Annotated in this window: 22 protein-coding genes and 1 pseudogene; 5 read left to right on the top strand and 18 right to left on the bottom strand. The window is 41.9% G+C overall.

The features are described from left to right. Nucleotides 1-464: 464 nt before the first annotated feature. From EV294_RS19640 to EV294_RS30915, 3 genes are all read right to left on the bottom strand, one after another. Nucleotides 465-881: a GlcG/HbpS family heme-binding protein gene (locus tag EV294_RS19640; RefSeq protein WP_132309803.1), complete on the bottom strand. Its 417-nt coding sequence runs from the start codon at nucleotides 879-881 to the stop codon at nucleotides 465-467. A 41-nt stretch (nucleotides 882-922) separates the two neighbouring features. Beyond that, nucleotides 923-1,993, bottom strand: a complete 1,071-nt coding sequence (locus tag EV294_RS19635) for a sulfite oxidase (RefSeq protein WP_132309801.1) — start codon at nucleotides 1,991-1,993, stop codon at nucleotides 923-925. A gap of 152 nt (nucleotides 1,994-2,145) precedes the next feature. Further along, nucleotides 2,146-2,268, bottom strand: coding sequence for a hypothetical protein (locus EV294_RS30915; RefSeq protein WP_279513593.1), 123 nt, complete (start codon nucleotides 2,266-2,268; stop codon nucleotides 2,146-2,148). Nucleotides 2,269-2,972: 704 nt separating this feature from the next. On the opposite strand from EV294_RS30915, the pseudogene EV294_RS19630 reads away from it, so the two are divergent. Then, a pseudogene (locus EV294_RS19630) lies at nucleotides 2,973-3,152 on the top strand (SDR family oxidoreductase); the annotation flags it as partial. Between the two features lie 272 nt (nucleotides 3,153-3,424). On the opposite strand, the gene EV294_RS30370 reads toward EV294_RS19630, so the two are convergent. The 8 genes from EV294_RS30370 to EV294_RS19595 form a co-directional block, all read right to left on the bottom strand. Next, nucleotides 3,425-3,601 (bottom strand): hypothetical protein, encoded by a 177-nt coding sequence (locus EV294_RS30370; protein WP_165930745.1) that lies wholly within the window; start codon nucleotides 3,599-3,601, stop codon nucleotides 3,425-3,427. Nucleotides 3,602-3,900: 299 nt separating this feature from the next. After that, nucleotides 3,901-4,275: a hypothetical protein gene (locus EV294_RS19625; protein ID WP_132309797.1), complete on the bottom strand. Its 375-nt coding sequence runs from the start codon at nucleotides 4,273-4,275 to the stop codon at nucleotides 3,901-3,903. A 234-nt stretch (nucleotides 4,276-4,509) separates the two neighbouring features. Continuing rightward, on the bottom strand, nucleotides 4,510-4,797 hold the full coding sequence (locus tag EV294_RS19620; RefSeq protein ID WP_165930744.1) for a barstar family protein: 288 nt from the start codon (nucleotides 4,795-4,797) through the stop codon (nucleotides 4,510-4,512). Nucleotides 4,798-4,942: 145 nt separating this feature from the next. Next, nucleotides 4,943-5,503 carry a class I SAM-dependent methyltransferase gene (locus EV294_RS19615; RefSeq protein WP_132309793.1) on the bottom strand — a complete coding sequence of 187 codons (561 nt, stop codon included), beginning with the start codon at nucleotides 5,501-5,503 and terminating at the stop codon, nucleotides 4,943-4,945. A gap of 327 nt (nucleotides 5,504-5,830) precedes the next feature. After that, nucleotides 5,831-6,772 carry a hypothetical protein gene (locus EV294_RS19610; RefSeq protein ID WP_132309791.1) on the bottom strand — a complete coding sequence of 314 codons (942 nt, stop codon included), beginning with the start codon at nucleotides 6,770-6,772 and terminating at the stop codon, nucleotides 5,831-5,833. 218 nt (nucleotides 6,773-6,990) lie between these two features. Next, the gene (locus tag EV294_RS19605) at nucleotides 6,991-7,302 is read right to left on the bottom strand and encodes a hypothetical protein (protein ID WP_132309789.1); all 312 of its coding nucleotides are present in this window, start codon (nucleotides 7,300-7,302) and stop codon (nucleotides 6,991-6,993) included. 781 nt (nucleotides 7,303-8,083) lie between these two features. Further along, nucleotides 8,084-8,623 (bottom strand): NADPH-dependent FMN reductase, encoded by a 540-nt coding sequence (locus tag EV294_RS19600; RefSeq protein WP_132309787.1) that lies wholly within the window; start codon nucleotides 8,621-8,623, stop codon nucleotides 8,084-8,086. A gap of 319 nt (nucleotides 8,624-8,942) precedes the next feature. Beyond that, nucleotides 8,943-9,356 (bottom strand): carboxymuconolactone decarboxylase family protein, encoded by a 414-nt coding sequence (locus tag EV294_RS19595; protein WP_132309785.1) that lies wholly within the window; start codon nucleotides 9,354-9,356, stop codon nucleotides 8,943-8,945. A gap of 833 nt (nucleotides 9,357-10,189) precedes the next feature. Between EV294_RS19595 and EV294_RS19590 the strand changes: the two genes are divergently transcribed. Beyond that, nucleotides 10,190-10,465 (top strand): MBL fold metallo-hydrolase, encoded by a 276-nt coding sequence (locus EV294_RS19590; protein ID WP_207918168.1) that lies wholly within the window; start codon nucleotides 10,190-10,192, stop codon nucleotides 10,463-10,465. Between the two features lie 250 nt (nucleotides 10,466-10,715). Here EV294_RS19590 and EV294_RS19585 read toward each other — a convergent pair whose 3' ends face one another. From EV294_RS19585 to EV294_RS19570, 4 genes are all read right to left on the bottom strand, one after another. Then, a complete protein-coding gene (locus tag EV294_RS19585) occupies nucleotides 10,716-10,922 on the bottom strand; it encodes an SDR family oxidoreductase (RefSeq protein WP_132309783.1) in 207 nt (68 codons plus the stop codon). A gap of 39 nt (nucleotides 10,923-10,961) precedes the next feature. Then, the gene (locus EV294_RS19580; RefSeq protein WP_132309781.1) at nucleotides 10,962-12,026 is read right to left on the bottom strand and encodes an Atu2307/SP_0267 family LLM class monooxygenase; all 1,065 of its coding nucleotides are present in this window, start codon (nucleotides 12,024-12,026) and stop codon (nucleotides 10,962-10,964) included. A gap of 2 nt (nucleotides 12,027-12,028) precedes the next feature. Then, the gene (locus tag EV294_RS19575) at nucleotides 12,029-12,508 is read right to left on the bottom strand and encodes a MarR family winged helix-turn-helix transcriptional regulator (protein WP_243711716.1); all 480 of its coding nucleotides are present in this window, start codon (nucleotides 12,506-12,508) and stop codon (nucleotides 12,029-12,031) included. A gap of 405 nt (nucleotides 12,509-12,913) precedes the next feature. Next, nucleotides 12,914-13,249, bottom strand: a complete 336-nt coding sequence (locus EV294_RS19570; protein WP_132309779.1) for a hypothetical protein — start codon at nucleotides 13,247-13,249, stop codon at nucleotides 12,914-12,916. 470 nt (nucleotides 13,250-13,719) lie between these two features. Here EV294_RS19570 and rpmG point away from each other — a divergent pair, with 470 nt between their 5' ends. After that, on the top strand, nucleotides 13,720-13,869 hold the full coding sequence (gene rpmG / locus EV294_RS19560) for a 50S ribosomal protein L33 (protein WP_015844858.1): 150 nt from the start codon (nucleotides 13,720-13,722) through the stop codon (nucleotides 13,867-13,869). 207 nt (nucleotides 13,870-14,076) lie between these two features. Here the strand turns inward: rpmG and EV294_RS19555 are convergent, their stop codons facing one another. Next, nucleotides 14,077-15,108, bottom strand: a complete 1,032-nt coding sequence (locus EV294_RS19555; RefSeq protein ID WP_132309777.1) for an aldo/keto reductase — start codon at nucleotides 15,106-15,108, stop codon at nucleotides 14,077-14,079. A 229-nt stretch (nucleotides 15,109-15,337) separates the two neighbouring features. On the opposite strand from EV294_RS19555, the gene EV294_RS19550 reads away from it, so the two are divergent. Both EV294_RS19550 and EV294_RS19545 read left to right on the top strand, forming a co-directional pair. After that, nucleotides 15,338-16,255, top strand: a complete 918-nt coding sequence (locus EV294_RS19550) for an AraC family transcriptional regulator (RefSeq protein WP_132309775.1) — start codon at nucleotides 15,338-15,340, stop codon at nucleotides 16,253-16,255. A 127-nt stretch (nucleotides 16,256-16,382) separates the two neighbouring features. Continuing rightward, a complete protein-coding gene (locus EV294_RS19545; RefSeq protein WP_132309773.1) occupies nucleotides 16,383-17,357 on the top strand; it encodes a tRNA dihydrouridine synthase in 975 nt (324 codons plus the stop codon). 248 nt (nucleotides 17,358-17,605) lie between these two features. Here EV294_RS19545 and EV294_RS19540 read toward each other — a convergent pair whose 3' ends face one another. After that, on the bottom strand, nucleotides 17,606-18,001 hold the full coding sequence (locus EV294_RS19540; RefSeq protein ID WP_132309771.1) for a hypothetical protein: 396 nt from the start codon (nucleotides 17,999-18,001) through the stop codon (nucleotides 17,606-17,608). Nucleotides 18,002-18,292: 291 nt separating this feature from the next. After that, the gene (locus EV294_RS19535; RefSeq protein WP_132309769.1) at nucleotides 18,293-20,224 is read right to left on the bottom strand and encodes a fructose-1,6-bisphosphatase; all 1,932 of its coding nucleotides are present in this window, start codon (nucleotides 20,222-20,224) and stop codon (nucleotides 18,293-18,295) included. Between the last annotated feature and the right edge of the window lie 182 nt (nucleotides 20,225-20,406).

Raw genomic sequence — 20,406 nt, 5'->3', positions numbered from 1 at the left:
CTTCACTAATTTTAACTTTTGAATTTCCAATTACTTTAACACAAAATGGTTTGAAAATATCCGTAAATATTTTTAATTGTTACGCTACCCTGCCCGTTAGCTTAATAAATCGTGCATTTCCTGGTGTCAAGGGACTGTTTAGAAGTTCTTGTCCTACTACGGCTTTGTATAGAAGTTCTTGTCTTAAGCTCACGACAAGAACTTCTATACAAAGAATAAAAAAGCCGCTTTATAAGCGACTTCCGTTGTATATATGTTCTTGTCGTCCGACACTTTTAGTGTCATACACTATATTGAACTATTTTCGTTTTGTTTTTTTATAAGTTCCCTGCCTTTTTGCTCGGGGAAGGCGATTTTGTGTAAAAGTTTCTACCATGACGGCCTATGTTAAATTCGAATGTTGAGTTTTGAACAAAGAAAACCCGCTCTTTTGAAAAGGCGGTAAAATTGTCTCTTTTGTACTGCTATTTCATTCCTACTACAGCGGCGAACGCTTGAACGACGGCATTGGCCACTTCCATGTCTTGCTCCATGGTGCCTCCGGCGACGCCGATACCGCCCACGGTCATGCCTTCGTGAACGAGTGGTATACCGCCTGCTAAGATGGTGACTGTCCCTTGGTTTGTCGTGTTGACCCCATAGTGTTGACCGCCGGGAAGCGCCGACTGGGCTAAGTTAGCCGTGGGCATTTGCATGGCTACACTCGTCCAGGCCTTCCCCTTGGAGATTTCGATCCCCGCAATCCGAGCATAGTCCATCCGGTGGAAGGCGACCAAGTTCGCCCCGGCGTCGACGATTGCGATATCGAAGGCGAGTCCCATTTGACGACCTTTCTGTTCCGCAACCTCGAGCAATTGTTTTGCAATCTCCAATGTAAGCAACTCAAACACTCCTTGTTGGTTTGTTTCCTGCAGAATATTATTTACTGAATCACTAAGTTAGGGGCTGTCACATGAGCATTTACGGCGTGGATGGAGTTATTTTGGTAACCTTTTACATTCCATTCAGCCTTTAGCGGTTGAACCTCTCCATGATCGTTCGTTGCCTTGCTCATAATCGTGTATTGACCTGGTTTTTGCGCATCCCACGCAAAAGACCATCTCCTCCATGAATAGGGAACATCAGGATCAAGTATGTTTGCTTCAGTCCAGAGTGCCCCGCCATCTGTGCTAATCTCTACTTTCGTTACAGAATGCTCACCAGCCCAAGCATACCCTTGTACCACGTTGGTGCCAACAGCCAACTCTTCCTCTTCTGTAGGAGATGCTATCGTTGAATTGATTAAAACTGGTGATAACGGTAGTGCATGTTTGTAGTCGTTTGCTTTTTTTAGAATGACATAATCTATACTTTGAAACGGTCCCTTTAATGGCTGGTCTACAACTCTGATCCTATGCAGCCATTTAACAGATGCAACTGCATACCATCCAGGCACAATTAGTCTTATTGGAAAACCATGTTTATCGGAGAGCGGTTCACCATTCATTTCATAAGCCAATAAAGTATCTGGGTGAAGTGCCTTGGCAACAGGAAGACTTCTTTTGAAAAATACCTGTCCATCCATGTCATTTCGGTGGCCGTAATCTAATCCTTCAAAAACAATCTCAGTCGCACTTGGGGATACTCCTGCTTGGTCTAATACATCCTTCAGTCGAACGCCTCCCCAAATGGCGTTGCTTATCGCACCGAGCTTGAATTGGTTACCTTGTGCTTTCCTTTCAAATAACGAACGCTTGTTTCCTGCACATTCTAGTGTTGCGGATAGCGTGACCTTATTCATGCTTTTCAAATCAGCATACGTAAATTTAATTGGTTGATCCACTAATTCTTCAATTGAAAGGTACCAGGTGTTTATATCGATTGTCGGGTATTCAAAATGATTTCTTACGTAAAATAATTGATTCGGTGTAATGGTTTGGAGTTTAGCAACCATGGGAAATTCAAGATTTTCTGATGGGAAATAGGAAACTGGAACCAAATGAATGTCGCGCATGAACAAATCCACCTCTTCGGCTTAATAAACAGAACAGCTCTAAAATTTATTTTTAGCAAAGAAACGTAATTTTAACCATCAAACAAGATTTCGTCATCTTGAGTTACAAAATGAAAATCGTAATTGACGATTACTAAAGCTTAGTAAAACCGTTAAGCTGCCGCGGAACCTTCCTGTCGTCTTTGAATTATCCGGTACGCATCGCCAGTCAGCCGCTCCGGATCGATGCCCTGGCGTTGTCGCGGATCGTCAGCAGCATCCGGCCGTCTTCCCACTTGCATCCGGATCTCCGACGAACGGGGACTCAGCTCCACGCCGTGGGAGAGCGCGTAATCGAGGAGAGGCAAAATATAAAAACGTTTGATTTCTCAAGTTTTTTCTCAAATATGTCCCTCTTTTGTGTGCTTGGACATTCTTCATTGCGGCTGGAGCTTGTGCTGCCTAGGATCACTGCAGTCATCCCTGCCAACCGTCGGGAATGAGATTAAGTTCTTGTCAATTTCGGAAATGGGATCAAGTTCTTGTCATTTGGTTTTGACAAGAACTTGATCCCATAAATATAAAAAGCCGCGAATATCGCGGCCTTTAATGAGATAATGTTCTTGTCACCTGACAATTTGAGTTTAGTGTCATACACTATATTGAACTATTTTCGTTTTGATTTTTTATAAGTTCCCCTTTCTTGCAGTAAATCTGCGGATTAGTGTCGGATGACAAGAACTTGATAACATAAATGACAAGAACTTGATAACATTCCCCACATCATTAATAAAAGCACCATTCAATTTTGAATGGTGCTTTTATCGCGAGCTGCTTTCTGCGTTCAACTAAAGTAATAAAGCTGCCGATTGCATGCCGGGAGCTTTATTCTTTTGGCTATTCAACTATCGTTTCCCTTTAGCTTAATAATGTTTATCTTTTATCCCTTATCTCACGAAGAATGGTTTCAATTTTATCCTTCTTCCTTAACATTAGATCGTTAATCCCTGCATCCTTCCCAGCAGACCAAGTCGCGAATTGGGGAGCTAAAACATCAATGAAGCGAGCGGGTCAGCCTTATGAAGTCGCTCCTGCCTATGTCTATCTGGCATCGGAAGACTCCTCGTACGTCTCGGGTCAATTCTTTCATGTTAACGGTGGTGTCATCATTAACAGTTAACACAAAGCAACGTCCTCCGTGCATTGGCAGTTCACGGGGGACTTCATTTTTAGGCGATAGTAAAGAGGCTTACGATAATTGTATCGTACGGAAGGAAATTCTATCGGGAATGGGGTAAAGTTCTTGTCATAATGATTTGGCAACAACACTATCCCATAAAATAAAAAAGCCGCGATAAACGCGGTCTTTAATGAGATAAAGTTCTAATCATCCGACAGGTATATATACTTAATATCTCTGCCAGGAACCAAAATCAGCCTTCCATTTCTGGTTCATACGCCGTTTATCTCGGTCCCAATGTTCTCCATTACCTCTTTTGCTCGGTCTACAAGACTTGGCTCTTCTGGAGCCTTTATAGTTGCCTTACCGTCCAGAATTATCCTTGCTTCATCACCATTCATTCCGTTTTGACCCTCAGAATGCATAACTTTATTCCCACTCTTTTTCATTTTACACTCCTCTGGTTAGACTTTCTTTGTAGCTGTGTATAAATAACACTTTACTATTATTCCGATAAGCCAATCCCTTATGCGCAAGGATATAATAGGCGCGTCAATGCCACAAAAACCCATTCGTTTTATGAATGGGTTCTTGTGATTTAGTAATTCTCAGGTAGGTTGGTTTCATGCCGTAAAATCCAAACATTGGCGATCTTATCCCCACTAAAACGTCGGACTGCCTTACGCAAAGCTAACTTACTTCAGGATAAACTGCAGTAGAGTCTTATTAATTGAACTATAGTTCCTCGTTAGGTTAATAGAGGATTCTCAAGAATTTCTCCGTCTGGTCCGTATATGGTCACCGGTTTTTCATGCTGATAACCAACTTCGATTGTCTGCAAAGTACCTGTACTTTTACCATCCCAAAATGCAACAAGCATTTCGGCTTCGGACACTACCTGCACATTCGAAAGATAAATTGCACTATTTCCGTTTTCGTTATATTTAGCAGGAAATTGCCTACTAAGAAGCCCACGAAAATGTGCGGTGACATGAGCTACATGATCTACGCCTCTCGTGCCTCGACTAATAACAATCGTATCATCGGATAAGCTCTTTACATATTCCACAACTAAGTTCAATTTTGGATAGTGTCGACTTCCGAATATCGCGATTGTTGTCATTTCGTCACCCCTAATACAAACTCTGTACCTCCGGCTGCCCTCTCGCCGTTAGTTTAATGACCATAGCGTATCCGGTGTCTTGCAGAACTGCCCCACAGACCATCTAAATACGTACCTGGTAGATAGATACCATTAGTCAAGGATTAACGCGATATGTTTGTGATTAGATTTAACTTTGTGCAGCCAATCAAATATGGTCGGTCCTTCGCTATTCTTGGCCAGTCGGAGTTCCTCTTAAACGCGAGGAACATTTGTTGGGTGACACTTTAATAAACGCTCTTCAAGTATTTTTATTGTCTCGGTGTACCCTAAACTTTCCTTCAGAGTGCTGGAACCCTTCCAAATAATTGTAAGAGGTTCATTGTCTTCTATGTCACCAAAACCGCCTCTTAAGATGTCGTTAAAGGCATCTAAATTGCCATTCCATTGATGCTTCCCTGATAACACAATAGCTGAAAACTCTCTACAAAAATCCTCATAACTAGAAATTTTGGTTCCATCAATGATGAATTTCTTACTCATACGATATCCATCCATTTCTAACGCATATTATAAAAAAAATCAGCTACTGCAACCACACTTGAACTAATGTTCCCCGATAGCGTAATCGACATCACCTTTTTCAGCAGCTTTTGCGTTGTTCGTAAAATAAGCTATCCGATTTGGATTAAGACTTCACAGCGTCCACAATGAGGGAAACAAAGCCTAACTTGCCATCTTTATTTCTATGGTCAAATCGTCTAGAACGATATATGAGACCTTTCTTCTCACTCCATTCGTTGTAATGGAATATACCGTTTTCATCGCAATACTCAAGTAAATGAACTTTGAATCCAGCAGTTTCAAACATAGAATACAGTGTTTTATAGGTATGTACAATCTTATGGCTCGCAGCTGGGTGATCAGCAGGACCTGGTCCACCAATTTGCACGCCTCTTTGGTATTCTTCATTCGGGAAATAGCCGTCGGGAACAGCGCAACGAACATATCCACCAGGCTTTAAAAACTCGAAACAAATCTTCGCAGCTTCAATGCCTTCATTAAAATCTAAGTGCTCCCATACGTGCTCCGCTAAAATTGCTGAGATGGTATTCGCCTTGAAACGACCTGCCCACTGATCTCGCTGCAATAAATCCAAATCAGACTCCTGAGTTTGGATCCATTCGGGGTTATTCTTATAATCGCCAGCGCCAATGACCACCCGTATTTCATCATTATGTGTATCCATCAGTTCAGCCCCCTTTAACTTTTACATAATCAGTGTAGCAATATCCAGTGTGGTTATAAATGGAATTAGGTTTCTTGTATATGGAAATTTGTGATTTCGGTTCAACAAATCTGCCCTTTAGCTTAATAAAAAAGGAGCAGCTGCCTTTTTGACAAACTACTCCTGGATGATGATGAACTAACGTTCTCCGATAGCGTAATGATACTTTAGTCTATTGTTTTAAATTCAGTTCAAGAAATCCATTATGTAGAGAAATAATTTCAGTTTCTAAGAAGCTCTCAAGAACACAATCTGCACATGTTAAATCTTCCCGAGGGAGTTGAATCATCAGGAAATTTTAATAAACTTTGTCCCTTCATCTCTGCGGTTTCCGAACAAATCCTTCTCTTTTACAATCATACCGCAGCATTGACCCGAAGGTCCCCAATTAAACTGTATCTTCATGCTGACATAATCAAGATAAAATGTACGCAAATCATTTGGCTTCAGTTGCCGATCTCCAAACCCGAATAGTTGACCGTCTTTCAACTCAACGTTGATATGAAGATTCAATTCCTCATTGTGGTAAACCCCGACATAATTCACAAGTTCCGAATAGGGAACGATCGGATCGGGTATGAACGACCAGCCAAAATGATCCACAATGGTATGATAATAAGATCTCCAATCCCAGTTGGTATTCTCGATCGACAGAGACCATGAACTGCACCTGCTATTCGCAGTTTTAGCAATTTGCGCATATTCCGACAAAAAGTCAAGATGTGATTCTGGATTTGTCAGCCCCCGATTCACATAATAGGGTTCGTGTTTAAATTCCTCAAATTTTTCATTTAGCCTCTTCATCCCTCCTCTAGTGTTTATCATTCGGTTAATCCCAATCATTGGATCGTCCTGATATAAATAAACTAAATGAAATTCAAGATCCGTAAACCGTGCACATATGTTTTCGATGAACCGAATGATCGCTTCCTTGTCTAGATCCATATGGAGTAAATGAAGAATAGGCGCCTGGAATAATACTGACTCCATCACCAAAGTCGTCTTTTTGTCCCTTTGTTCTTCTAAGAACCGATCCCAATTTAATAAATACTGTTTCATCCAAGCTGTGGGGGTAGAAATTGTATCCTCTATCAGAATTGGATGTTGGTATGTAGTTTCATGGAAAAGCTGCGTCGTATTTCCGTTCCGTTCTGACTGCATAGCAAGGAATCTTGCTGTTGAAGATTTTCCCGAACCTGGGATTCCCTCGACAATGATCAACTTCAACATACTCACCCCCAAAAAATTAAAGTTTCCTCAAAAGTCAGTACGATATTTTTCTTCGGCATTTGGTTCCATCCCTTCTCAATTCACTGAATTAATACTTATAAATTATTCAACCAGATATTGGAACTATCCTGCCCTTTACTTCAACAAAGCTGCAGTAGATCCTCCGATCCGCTGCAGCTTTGTTGATTGAACTATAGTTTCCCGATAGCTTAATGGCTTTACCTCATCTGTCCCGTCCCGCCTATGCGATTTCCATTTTCATCGTAGTACGTTACTTTTATCGGTTCTGGCTTTAATTCATTTTTAAGTGGGTTATATCCACCGCTTCCGTACCACTCATGAATCCTGTATTTTTCACTTCGAACAAACCAGTTTTTATAGTCGTAGTAATACACATTTACATCTAAAAACGCACTTACTTCGGCAAGCATTTTTGTGCCATCCCGCTCAACCATCTGCTCCTCGATACTGGCAGTATAAAATATTGAAATGACACATCCCCAAAAACATCCAAAAACAACAGCTGCCAACAGTGCTATCGTCCCGACTGTACGAATCAACACAGCGAACCTTTTCTTGTACATTTGTAGACAAGCTATAAGTCCACAAGAAAATGCGGCAACCAAAAGTAGAAACAGGAAAAAGCATACCGATATTACCCAATGACGATAAGTAAGTCGGAACGCAGCCAGTATTAATGATGAAGCTATAGCGAAGAAAACAACGGCGGCTATTAACAGTAAGGTTATGAGTGTGAACTTAACCCTCGCATTTTGCTTTTTAAACCAGTCGATTGGAACAATAAGTGTTGCTATTGCCTTTACCACCCCTCATACGACATCTTGAACAAAACGCTAAAAACCTTAAATATAATTCCAGTATTTAGACGTATATCTGTGGAGTTTGTTGCGCTATACTGCCCGTTAGTTCAACTCTAGGTCGTCACTTTTTACGGCCAAATTTTGCATCGATTTCTGCACCATTACAATTATGTAAAGAAAGTCGAATTTCCGGACATAACGATGCAATGAATTATGATAAAATGAATTCTAATTTGTATAGTTTGCCAACTACGGGGAAGGTATCTTTTTTATGTCCAATATCGGAAAATGATACAACTTCTTGTCTTTTGGAAAGGACAAGAAGTTGTATCCATAAAATAAAAAAACCGCGTAAAACGCGGAATCTAATGCATATATGTTCTTGTCCTCTTACACCAATGTACCAAAGCTCTTACCTTAACCAAAGTATTACAAAACGAGGTGCCGCAGGAATCTGATCCTGAGGCACTTCGTTTTTTAATATCATCTATTAACGCAAGGTTTTCAAAGCACCGCTCCAAGCTAACACTTGATCGATCATGCCATTTACATTCGCCAGGTGATACTCTGCTGGCTTAAGGACACTTCCGTTCTCGAAATCCGTAAATAAAGATAGTGACGCTTGCGTACGAACGTCCGCCACACACAATTCTCCCAGAATACCTCTCAGATGCTCTGCTGCGCGCGCACCGCCTACAGAACCGTAACCAACAATGCCCGCTGCTTTATCATACCAAGCTTCCCGTGCATAATCTAACGCATTTTTCAAGGAACCTGTCACGCTGTGATTATATTCTTGAACGATAAAAACAAAGCCGTCCAAGCTCGCGATCTTTGCATTCCATGCCGTCGCTTGCTCTGTAGCATCAACCTCACCTAGAAGAGGCAGCTTATAATCCGCAATATCTACAATTTCGTAGTTAGCATCTCCACGTCTGTCGGCAATGTTTTTGACCCATTTGCCAACTTGAGGACTCAAGCGACCTTGACGCGTGCTTCCCAGAATAATACCGATGTTGAGCTTTGACATGGTAACTCCTCCTGAAAATAAGTTAAATAGCTTGTCCTTTTTTCTGCATCATAACATCATCCGGATGACTATTATATCGCTCAAAGTTGACTTTTGTACTGTAGTCGATTTAATTAATAGACTAAGGGGCTTCCGAAACGAAAAAATAGGGCCTCCTAGGTAAGGTGCCTACTTCTTCTATGCCCTTGTCTAATTACGTTTTCGAAAGTTGAGTTTTACAACTTAAAGATACCGCCAAGGACTTTCCAAATAAAAGACATACCTCCACCTCCTTTTCTAGATCGATCGTTCCCATAATAAGTGAGCGATCTTAATTTTGTCAAGGGCTAGAACGCATGTTCGTAAAATTTTTGTACATATGTCTTGCGACGTCTCTCCTCTCGAGAGAAACCTTGATAACATAAATGACAATCCGCGGCTTTGGATATATCCCCATGAACGGCAATGTCCTGCCGGCAAATCCAGAAATAACTGAAGCGACGCGCTCTGCCCCTTCACGACTCCCCTTCAGCCCCTTCATGGCATTAATGGCTTTTGGGAATCCGCCGTACGCGACGGATTGAATGATCACTTCCTCCATTTCCTCGCGAGTCAATCCTGCGTTGGTACCGGCAACAAAATGGATTTTCAACTCCGACTCCAAGTTTAGCACGGACAGCATGGCGATCGTCGCGATTACCCTTTCCCGCATGGTCAGCCCTTCGCGCCCGTAAATATCCTCGAACCATTCCACAACTATGTCTCCTAAGTCGCCGAAATCGAAACGTGGCTTAGAGATGGTTTATCGGAGCCGTCTCATGTGGTGGCAAATCATTTGGGGCTTTCGCTGCTCAGGTTCTTTCAGGCTGCCGAGAAATTCTCTATGGTGCGGAACGGGTATTATTTCTGTCCGCAGCAACAAGTGCTATCTTACCGAACGACAGACCTCCACGAGTGGAGACATTTGCGATAGATACGTTGACAAACGGTTGAAGGAATTTGTATTATGAGAACGATCGGTCTCATTATTGCAGGTGAATCAACGACAAAGAGGAGACAGGGGAGTAACCGTGGCAGTTGGAGAAAATGAAGTCTTTATCGATAGTGTGCGTCAAGTTTTCATACTCATGGCGGCGGCGTTGGCATTCAATACGCGCTGGATTACCCGAACGAATTTCGCGGTCTGATTCTCCAATCCAGTGCTCCTACAATGAGCAAAACCGAACCGTTTATGCAAGCGGTAAACGATTTTGTTGCACAAACCTATGCAAAAGCCAGCCGAACCGATCATAACTTGTCAAGTAGACAGCTATAAAAAGTAATGTTTGTGTGCTTTGAACGTTTCACGGCATTCCACCGAGGAAATGTCTTTTAACTCCCTCTTTCGCTATGAGACAATCGCCTGCGTGTGATACTTCGGCAAATTCCCAGAAACCAACCTAAAAAGGTAATAATCTTGAAGAAAAGGCGGATAATATGGAAGATTAAAGTAGAGGATGCGACCATTCTCCGCCCTCTGAGAGTCGCATTGCAGTTTACAGTGATAGCTATATGATGGAGCAAAAAATAAATTTAAGGATGATCGAAATGTCAAACTTACAATTCGCTGAATTAAGCGTAAAACGTGACAGCCTCACAAGAAATCTGCCAGAAGCAAATGAAGAACTTCAATGGGTTTCCAATACGGCTATCCTTATTTATGGAGAAAAGGATGCAGTTTTAGTCGATACTTTTATTACTATTGAACATAACCATAAATTGCTTGATTGGATAAAGTCAATTAACCGTAATTTAAAATATATCTATATTACGCATGGCCATGGAGATCATTTCTTTGGAATCAAACAAATCAATATCTGTTAGACTTTATTCGTTTGGATAATGAAACAGACACCGCTTTAGATTTATTTCATGCCATGCTTCATCTTTACCCGAACTTAGTGAACCCTGGATCTCTTTGGGGATCTGCTAATGCTGCCAAAGCTTAAACCTTACGAAGTGCTTGCTTTATATGCCCCAAAGTAGTTCAATAGCGCATCAAAGACCAACCTGGTGATCCAAATCCAGGTCGGTCTTTTATTTAATCTTTTTGAATTCACTTGGCTTTTGGATATCACCAAGCTGATGCTCCGCCGTCAACCGCATAGTTAACGCCAGTGATATAGGCTGCTCGATTAGACGACAGAAATGCCGCAAGCTCCACGATCTCTTCAGGTTTACCAAAACGCTTGAGCAGCGTCTTGCTTGTGATTGCATCGCGGGCCGCCTGATTATCACCGATACCGGTAAACACTCTGAACCAACTCGAGTAACCGTACATTTCTCTCCCTATTTTTCTATCTTAATCTATTAATACAATTTACGCTCTTGCTCCTGTCCCTTCAGTCTCCAACTTAGCCACTTCTTCCCGAACGCGAGGAGCCACTTCTGTTCCCAGTAATTCGATTGCCTTCATAACTTCCTCATGCGGCATGGTTCCAACCGGTAAATGCATGAAAAATCGGCTGAAGCCTAGATGTTTGCGCATAAAAAGAATCTTGTTAGCCACTGTTTCCGGATCACCAAGGTATAAGGCCCCCTCTAAGGAACGGGAAACATCGAATTGTGCACGTGTATATGGCGTCCAACCGCGCTCTTTGGCGAAATAATTAAAGGAAGCCTGAGTAGGCGGAAAATATTGATCAACCGCAAGCGAGTTGCTCTCTGCGACATACCCGAGTGAATGTACGGCTATCTGTAGCTTCGACACATCGTGTCCGGCTCGTTCGGCTGCTTTCTTATAAAGCGGCACGAGGGGAGCAAAGTTTAACGGACTCCCACCGATAATGGCTAATACAAGCGGCAGCCCCAGCTGCCCTGCCCTAATTACAGATCCGGCATTACCGCCGCTGCCAAGCCATACAGGCAGTTTACTCTGAACAGGCCGCGGGTAAATTCCCAGATCCTTAAAGGCCGGTCGGAATCCGCCTTTCCAAGTTACCTTTTCCGATTCCCTCAATTTCAATAAAAGCTCTAACTTTTCCTCGAATAACGCATCGTAATCATTTAAGTTATAGCCAAACAAAGGGAAAGCATCAACCATTGACCCACGGCCTGCTATTATTTCGGCTCTCCCATTCGAAATACCGTCAAGCGTTGCAAATTGCTGGAATAAACGGACCGGATCTGCTGCAGAAAGTACGGTAACCGAGCTCGTTAAGCGAATGTTCTTAGTCATTGGAGCTGCAGCCGCCAGAATAACGGCGGTTGCAGAATCTCCAAATTCCTTCCGATGATGCTCGCCAACCCCAAAAACATCCAGCCCAACCTTATCAGCAAGAACGATTTCCTCAACTACCTGACGCAGACGTTCCGCATGACTGATGGTTTCACCTGTTACAACATCAGGTGTTGTCTCCACAAAGGTATCTACCCCTATTTCCATGTTTAGTCCTCCTGTTTCTGATTGTCTGTGTTGTCACGGTTTTTGATGCCGTAGCCGATCTTCTTCATTACATCGATTAACTCGCGCTTCTCCTCGTCGGTCGCGAAAGACAACTGCTTGGAAATAAATTGAGCATGCTTTGGAAAAATATTGTCAAAGCTGCTTCGACCAGCAGCTGTTAAGGAGACATTCGTTTTTCTACGGTCTCCTGGAATAGGAATCCGTTCGACCAACCCCTTTTTTTCAAGCTTGTCCACCACATAGGTGATACTCCCGCTTGGAATAGCAAAGGTATCGCTGATCTTCTGGATTGGATGAGGACCTCTGTTATAGAGAAGCTCTAGAATGCGAAAATTCTCGGTACTAAGCCCGTAGCTTTCGATATCATGCTCCAAGCTCGCGTACAACTCTTTTACCATATTTCTCAATACGCGAATTAGCTTTAGATCAAGTTCCATTCCTTCTGCATCGCGTTCGGACAATCTGCATCCTCCTATCTAGGTGTTCAATTAATTATCCTAACATTATTTATTCTACCTTTAGGATAATTAATTGTCAATCTTATCTGTCTTACCAATTCATTCAGACTTTAGCAGAAAAACCGGATCATTCTCCTTTAGAGAATCGATCCGGTTTTTGCGCGAGTACATATTGATTCTGAAGCGATTCCAGGTACTCATCCTGGTACTGCTTCTCGTCCGGATTAACCGCCAGACCAGGCTAAGTACATCAGCACAATCGGTTCTTCCGCGCCATAACAGAGAGCTTCCCGCAGCTCCTTAGTGCCTGCCCTTTTCTTCAATGAAAACGATAGTCGATCATCCGAGCATCTGCCGTAGTGTTCATTCAGCTATAGCCCTCCCGATAGCTTAATGGTTTTACCTCATCTACTGTCCCGCACCGCCTATGCGATTTCCGTTTTCATCGAAGTACGTAACTGTTATCGGTTCTGGCATTAATTCATGTTTAAGCGGGTTATATCCACCGTCTCCGTACCACTCATGAATCCTATATTTATCACTACGAACAAACCAGTTTTTATAGTCGTAGTAATACACATCTACATCCAAAAACGAACTTACTTCGGCAAGCATTTTTGTGCCATCACGCTCAACCATCTGCTCCTCGATACTGGCAGTATAAAATATTGAAATGAAACACCCCCAAAAACATCCAAAGCCAACAGTTGCCAACAGTGCTATCGTCCCGATCGTACGAATCAACACTCGGAACCTTTTCGTGTACATTTGTAGACAAGCTATAACTCCACAAGAAAATGTTGCAACCAAAAGTAGCAACACGAAAAAGCCTGCCGATATGACCCAATGACGATAAGTAAGTCGGAACGCAGCCAGTATTAATGATGAAGCTATTGCGAAGAAAACTAAGGCGGCTATTAACAGTAAGGTTATAATTGTGAATTTAACCCTCCCATTTTGCTTTTTAAACCAGTCAATTGGAACAATAAGTGTTGCTATTGCCTTTACCACCTTTCATTCGACATTGCCTTTGGAGGTCTGCTTCGAGCGGGTATCGATACAACTCTCTTCTACGTTCCCCGCGCAGCTGGGCATAAATTTGAGTAGTTGATGCTTTTTCATGTCCAAATGAATTAAGGCATATTCTTTATTTCGTGCTGATCACGTGGTTGAAGTCATACATAATATGGTAATGAAGGAAGGTGATAATCATCATGCGAGTGATCATTACTTTAGCATGTACGGAATGCGGTGCCCGTAATTACACGACAATGAAAAACAAGAAAAATAATCCGAGCCGCCTGGAGCTTAGCAAGTACTGTCCTTCTCATAAAAAGATGACGCTTCATCGAGAGACAAGATAAGTGAGAAACGGAGCATACAAAGTGCAGTCTACTCCTGTATGTTTATTTTATTTGTCTCGCCTTAGTTGTTAAAAGACGGAAGTCGGTCATAGTGACCGACTTCCGTTGTACTTATTGAACTATAGTTCTACGTCGCCGCAGCTGAGTGGCTCAGGTTCATATCCTTTACATTCCTTCTTTATAAAGTAAGCTCACGATTCTCTGCTGTCAAAAAAGCGGTCCCAGGCGATCTCTTTTCTGATAGTCAACCATCCAACCTGGATATTCAGGAGGCAGTGTGCTCACTTCGTCAAGTTGCCGAATTTCATCATCCGTCAGTTCTAAATTTGCGGCTTCCAGATTTTCTTCCAACTGTTCCAATCGTTTCGCGCCAACAAGAACAGAGGTTACTACTGGTCTTGTCATCAGCCAAGCAAGCGCCACACTTGCTATACTTGTCCCATGTGCTTCTGCGATCGGTTTTATCTTATCAATGATATTCCAAGCTCGCTCTTTATCTACAATCGGGAAATCAACCGCAGAGCGGCGCGAATCCTCTGCCTTTTGATTGTGTCGATCGTAACGCCCTGACAGCAGACCGCCAGCAAGCGGCCCCCACACCAGAAGTCCCATCTTCTTCGCTTCCATCAAAGGTGCCAGTTCTCGCTCAACATCACGGCTTGCAAGAGAATAATACCCCTGAACCGTTTCAAAACGAGCGAGATTTTTTCGTTCAGAAATACCAAGAGCGTCAGCAATTTTCCAAGCATGCCAGTTCGATACGCCTATATATCGCACCTTCCCCTGTGTTACCAGATCATTCAAAGAACCTAAAGTTTCTTCTATAGGCGTCAAGAAATCATCGGCGTGAATCTGATACAAATCGATATAATCCGTCTTTAATCTCTTTAAACTTGCTTCCACTGCATTCATAATATGTCCTCTTGAAGCACCGACATCGTTACGTCCCATGCCTGTTCGTCCGGCGGCTTTGCTGGCAATTACAACTTCCTCCCGCGCAATACCAAGATTGCGGAAGGATTGTCCAAGAATAATTTCACTTTCGCCTTCTGCATAAATATCAGCAGTATCAAAGAAATTAATTCCGACATCGACACTCTTTTTTATCATCTTGTCGGCTTCTTGCTGCCCAACAGAACCGAGAATTTTATGGGTATCCTTTCCACTCGTGAACGTCATTGTGCCTAACGCAAGTTGTGAAACTATTAGTCCTGTATTTCCAAGCTGCTTATACTTCATTCTGTATATCCTCCTTAATATTGGGTATTTTATAGCATGACTATCATACTGCTTAGCAACCAGCATGTAACTGTCGCTACATCCGTTATTATGTGCCGTCTTCATTTTTATAGATAGTTCAATCGTATTGAATGTCTGCCTAATCCTCCAAATGGAGTTGTTTTCTTATGTACGACGTGCTCTAATGCATATTAAGAAAACCTTTTGATACTAAGGGGTGATTACTACCATGGACAATTATCAGGAAAATGTACAAGAGGTCCTGAACCGCATATTAAATGTAATTCTAAAATTACCTTTACGTACTAACCGATTTCAGACAGTAATTCCCTTCCTTCAAATCTTGACCGAAAAAAGTCCGACTGTTGCATCAAAAGGTCCATTAAAACCGTCTCTCTGCATTATTGTGCAAGGGAAAACGCACATGCAGATTGGAGAAGAAACTATTGAATACAAGCCGGGGAATTTTCTTGCAACAAGCGTAAATTTGCCGGTTACAGGTCAGGTGGTAGAAGCTTCAGTCGATACTCCGTATATGGCGCTTCGGATTGAATTGCCACCTGGAGAAGTCGCCGCTGTCGCAACTGAAGCCGACCTTAAGCTCCAACCAAGATCTGAATCGCATCAAGGCATTTTTGTTGGAAAAACAACACTTGAAGTGGCGGAAGGTTTCGAAAAATTGATTAAACTCTTACAAAACCCCAAAGCCGCAAAGTACCTCGCACCAGCAGTAAAAAGAGAAATTATCTTCTGGCTGCTAGCGGGCGAAGAAGGTGCTGCTTTTTACTTCAGCATGTTATGGCATCAGGAAGCTTCCGAGATAAGCAAGGTGGTCGACTGGGTTACACATAACTTTAATAGTAACATTAACATTAAAGAGCTGGCTAAACTTGGGAATATGAGTGTTTCTAGTCTTCATTACAAATTTAAAGAAGTTACCGGTAAAACACCTTTACAATATCAAAAACAACTTCGTCTTCAAGAGGCGAGAAGGCTTCTGCTTGACGGTGCAAATGTTACCGAAACGGCACTGCAAATGGGCTACCAAAGTTCGACTCAATTCAGCCGCGAGTATAAGAGATTGTTTGGACTCTCACCCGTTCATTATCTCCGATCCCGTAATGATGCCCTTTCGAATCAGATATAATTTATACTTAAAATGAATGATCTATAATTTTTTTTTGCATAAACGAAAAAAAATGATACTATGAATGATGGGTAAAAGACATTACAATAGCCTAACCATTTTAAATGCTGCAAAAGAAGGAGATTATATGAGTAACGAGAATTTTTGGCTTGATTTGCCGAAGCCATTTTTTATATTAGCTCCAATGGAAGATGTCACAGATGTTGTATTCCGTCACGTCGTTAGTACAGCTGCAAAACCGGACGTATTTTTCACGGAATTCACAAGTACAGATAGTTATTGCAACCCTGCAGGAATTGAAAGTACTCGTGGTCGGTTAACGTTCACAGAAGATGAGCAACCGATCGTCGCTCATCTTTGGGGCAATAAGCCGGCATTGTTTGAGCAGATGAGTATCGATATGAAGAAGCTGGGTTTTCGTGGTATCGATATCAACATGGGATGCCCTGTACAAAACGTCGCTTCCAATGGAAAAGGTGCTGGATTAATACGGCATCCTGAAGTTGCGGCAGAAATTATTCAAGCAGCCAAAGCAGGTGGATTACCCGTTAGTGTTAAAACAAGATTGGGTTACTCGGAGGTTGACGAGTGGCGCGGTTGGTTAACACATATTTTGAAGCAAGATATTGCAAATCTTTCTATTCATCTTCGTACAAAAAAAGAAATGAGCAAAGTAGATGCGCACTGGGAACTAATCCCTGAAATAAAAAAATTGCGCGATGAAATTGCTCCAAACACGCTATTAACGATTAATGGAGATATTCCTGACCGCGCAACAGGATTGAAATTAGTGGAACAATACGGCGTTGATGGTGTCATGATTGGCCGCGGTATCTTTACCAATCCATTTGCTTTTGAAAAGGAACCTAAAGAACATAGCGCGAAGGATTTTCTCCATTTACTTCTTTTGCAGTTGGATCTTCACGATAAATATTCAACAGAAACCCAGCCACGTTCATTTAAACCGCTTCTTCGCTTTTTCAAAATCTATGTTCGTGGGTTTAGAGGCGCAAACGAACTAAGAATTCAATTAATGGAAACCAAATCAACTGATGAAGTTCGTCGATTAGTGAATGCTGTCTTACAACAAGAAATTGATTGATACATTTATTTGACAAAAACATCCCGCATGGATTGCGGGATGTTTTTTTGAACATTTGCATGAATATTCTGTCAATAAAGCATAACCGTAGAAACTTACTTTAAAGCATTGTCTATACAGATTTTTATTTCTTCTCTTTTTTGATTTATTTTATCAGTCAAGTACGCATATACACCGATCACGATAATACCAATAACGCTGCCTAATAATGTGTACATCTGTATCAATCCTATCCCCGTTAATATCTATCATGCCGCGATTTCTGATAACCATGCAATTGCTTTTTGTACACCTTCAAATTCATGGTGTTGCAATTTTGTTGAACTTTCTTCAGCAACTTCTTCATTCAAGCCGTTGTTACGTACGGAATTAGTTGGATTAACAGTAGCTGTGTATTGAATGCCAGCGTTCTTTAGTCTAGGCAGCCACTCTTCAGACAACCATTTCATATCGTCTTTCATGACCAGTATATGACTGTTATCAAATAAAGCTTTCTTAGCCTTCTTGATCACGGCTAATTCAATCAATCTATCTAAAGGCTCTCTAAAATCGTCCCCCGTAGCGAAGGAATTCCATCGAATCACAACCGATTCAATTACTTCATCCCAAAAAATATGAGCGTTATTGTAGTAGTGTTGTTCCATCTATATTCTCTCCTTCAACCGTTATTGTCTTTGATAACTACATATTAATATGAAACAAAGTCATATACCAAATTAATATATTTTAGAATATATATAGATGGGGTCTATATTGTGGAAGAATAAAAGACGGAAAACGAGACGAATGAACGAATTTATTTCGGATGGGGACTAAGTTGCAAAATGCTCTGCACCATTACGGTTAGTCGTGACTAACAATAGTGGTGCAGAGCATTTTGCTGGATGCCCAAATTTTTCATTATTGGGAACAACGGACAACCGTACTCTGGATGTTCATTTCATGTAGCGATATTCCAGGAGATTCTTCAAAGTTGAGATTTTTTGCAGCAACTTTTCCCCGACATTGGTTTCCCTTACCAGCTTCCGCTCCAATTCTTTGTCGACTAGCCTTTTTATAGACAATACATCCGTGCCGTTACATAACACATCTTCTTTTGAAATAAATTTCTGATGGGCAACGAGCTGCATGCCAAAAGAATTATATAACAAGGTATATCCGGCTATGCCCGTTGTGGATTGATAAGCTTTGGAAAAACCGCCGTCAATGACAACCATTTTTCCGTTTGCTTTCACGGGGTTCTCTCCGCGAATTTCTTTAACTGGCGTATGTCCGTTAATGATATGTCCATGATCCGGATTCATATCAAACTCCAGCAGGATTTTCCGGCAGATTTCCTCGTTTTCGCGCAAATGGTAATAAGGGTTCTTTCTTTCCTTATAGGCTTCTTTATCTTGGATAAAGTACCGTTCAAAGGTGGTCATTTCTTTCTTACCGAAAAGCGAGGAGCATTCCCCTGTCCAGATGTACCATACCATATCCGTAGCCAGATCATCCGTCTCTTCCGGATGCGCAAAGGCGTAACGCAAATAATATTCAAAAGCGTCCAGCAACCGGCGGCCCGAATACGTCTTGTCTTCAATCTGCATTTCTTCCATGTTTCCTTCTTCATCCAAAGGAATACAGCCGTGAAATAGCAAATTTCCGTTGTATTTTAAATAAAGGCTTCCCTTTTTCATCAGAAAATTCATATGTCTGGCCAGCTTTTCGGAATGCTGAACGGAGAACAGAAGCTTCTCCATCACTTGCTGCTCCTCTTCCAGCAATTGTTCCGGATGCCGTGGATTTACGGTTGCGAAGCAAGTGTTGGCCAAAGAGTAGGTTTTTCCGCCGATTTTGATTTCGGATTTGTCGTAATCGATCTGCTCCAGCAAAAGCCTTTCAGACATATTGAAGTAAGGGCGTCTCTTGATAATCGGAATTTCAAGCTTAAATTGGATCATGGCAATGGCTTGATGAATTTTGGTAATTTGCAGGATTTCCTGCTCTGAACCGTTATGGTTGCTCTGCAGCTTGGGTCTAAAGGCCGGATTGTCGTCATAGTATTTCTCTGCCAGGTTCAGCAGTGGACGAAGATTGATTCCATATACATCCTCGATGATGTCCAGATTGTCATATCTGGCGCAAATCCGGATAATATTAGCAAGGCACACCAAGGAACCCGCATAGGCGCCTATCCATAAGACATCATGGTTTCCCCACTGAATGTCTACAGAATGGTAGTTGATCAGTGTGTCCATAATTTTATCAGGCTCCGGCCCGCGGTCATAGATATCTCCAACCACATGAAGATGGTCAACCACCAGTCGCTGGGTTGTATAAGCCAAGCCGATAATGAGCTTGTCCGCCTGGCCCAAGGAAATGATTTGCCGATAGATTTCCTCATAATAAGGGTCCTTATTGTTGGTTGAATCCGTCTTGTACAGCAGCTCTTCTACAATATATACAAATTGCTCCGGTAGAGCATTACGCAATTTCGAGCGTGTATATTTGGAAGAGGCATAAGAAATGAGCTTAAGCATCCGTTCAATCGTTTGTCTATACCACCGGTTCAAAGCTTGTTTGTCGCACAAGTCCCCTTTAACCAACTGAATTTTATCTTCAGGATAATAAACTAGCGCCGTAAAATCATTGATTTCATGATCCGTCCAATCCTCACGGAACAAAGCTTTGATTTTTTCTTTTACGGTACCCGAACCGTTTCTTAATACATGCTGAAAAGCCTGGAACTCTCCATGCAAATCACTGACAAAATGCTCTGTTCCTTTGGGAAGATTAGAGATCGCTTCAAGGTTGATGATCTCGGTTACTACTTTTTCTTCCGTATCATATTTCTGGGCTAATAAGTCTAGAAACTGTGCATCCAAAACAGATGCCTCCTTCAAAGAAAATGGTGATAGAAGTTCCCTTTAATGCGATTAATAACAGCTAGTATAACTTAAACTTCCCACATTATCCCTTGTTGCTTAAATGTATTTCTTACTGAGGAAACGAGGCTGTATGGTTTGTCGCATCGCCTGTTTCATTTACTTGGCGTAGATCAAATGGT

The organism is Paenibacillus sp. BK033, from assembly GCF_004345425.1.
In the GTDB taxonomy this organism is placed as follows: domain Bacteria; phylum Bacillota; class Bacilli; order Paenibacillales; family Paenibacillaceae; genus Pristimantibacillus.
This window is presented reverse-complemented; position numbering and strand designations above follow the sequence as displayed.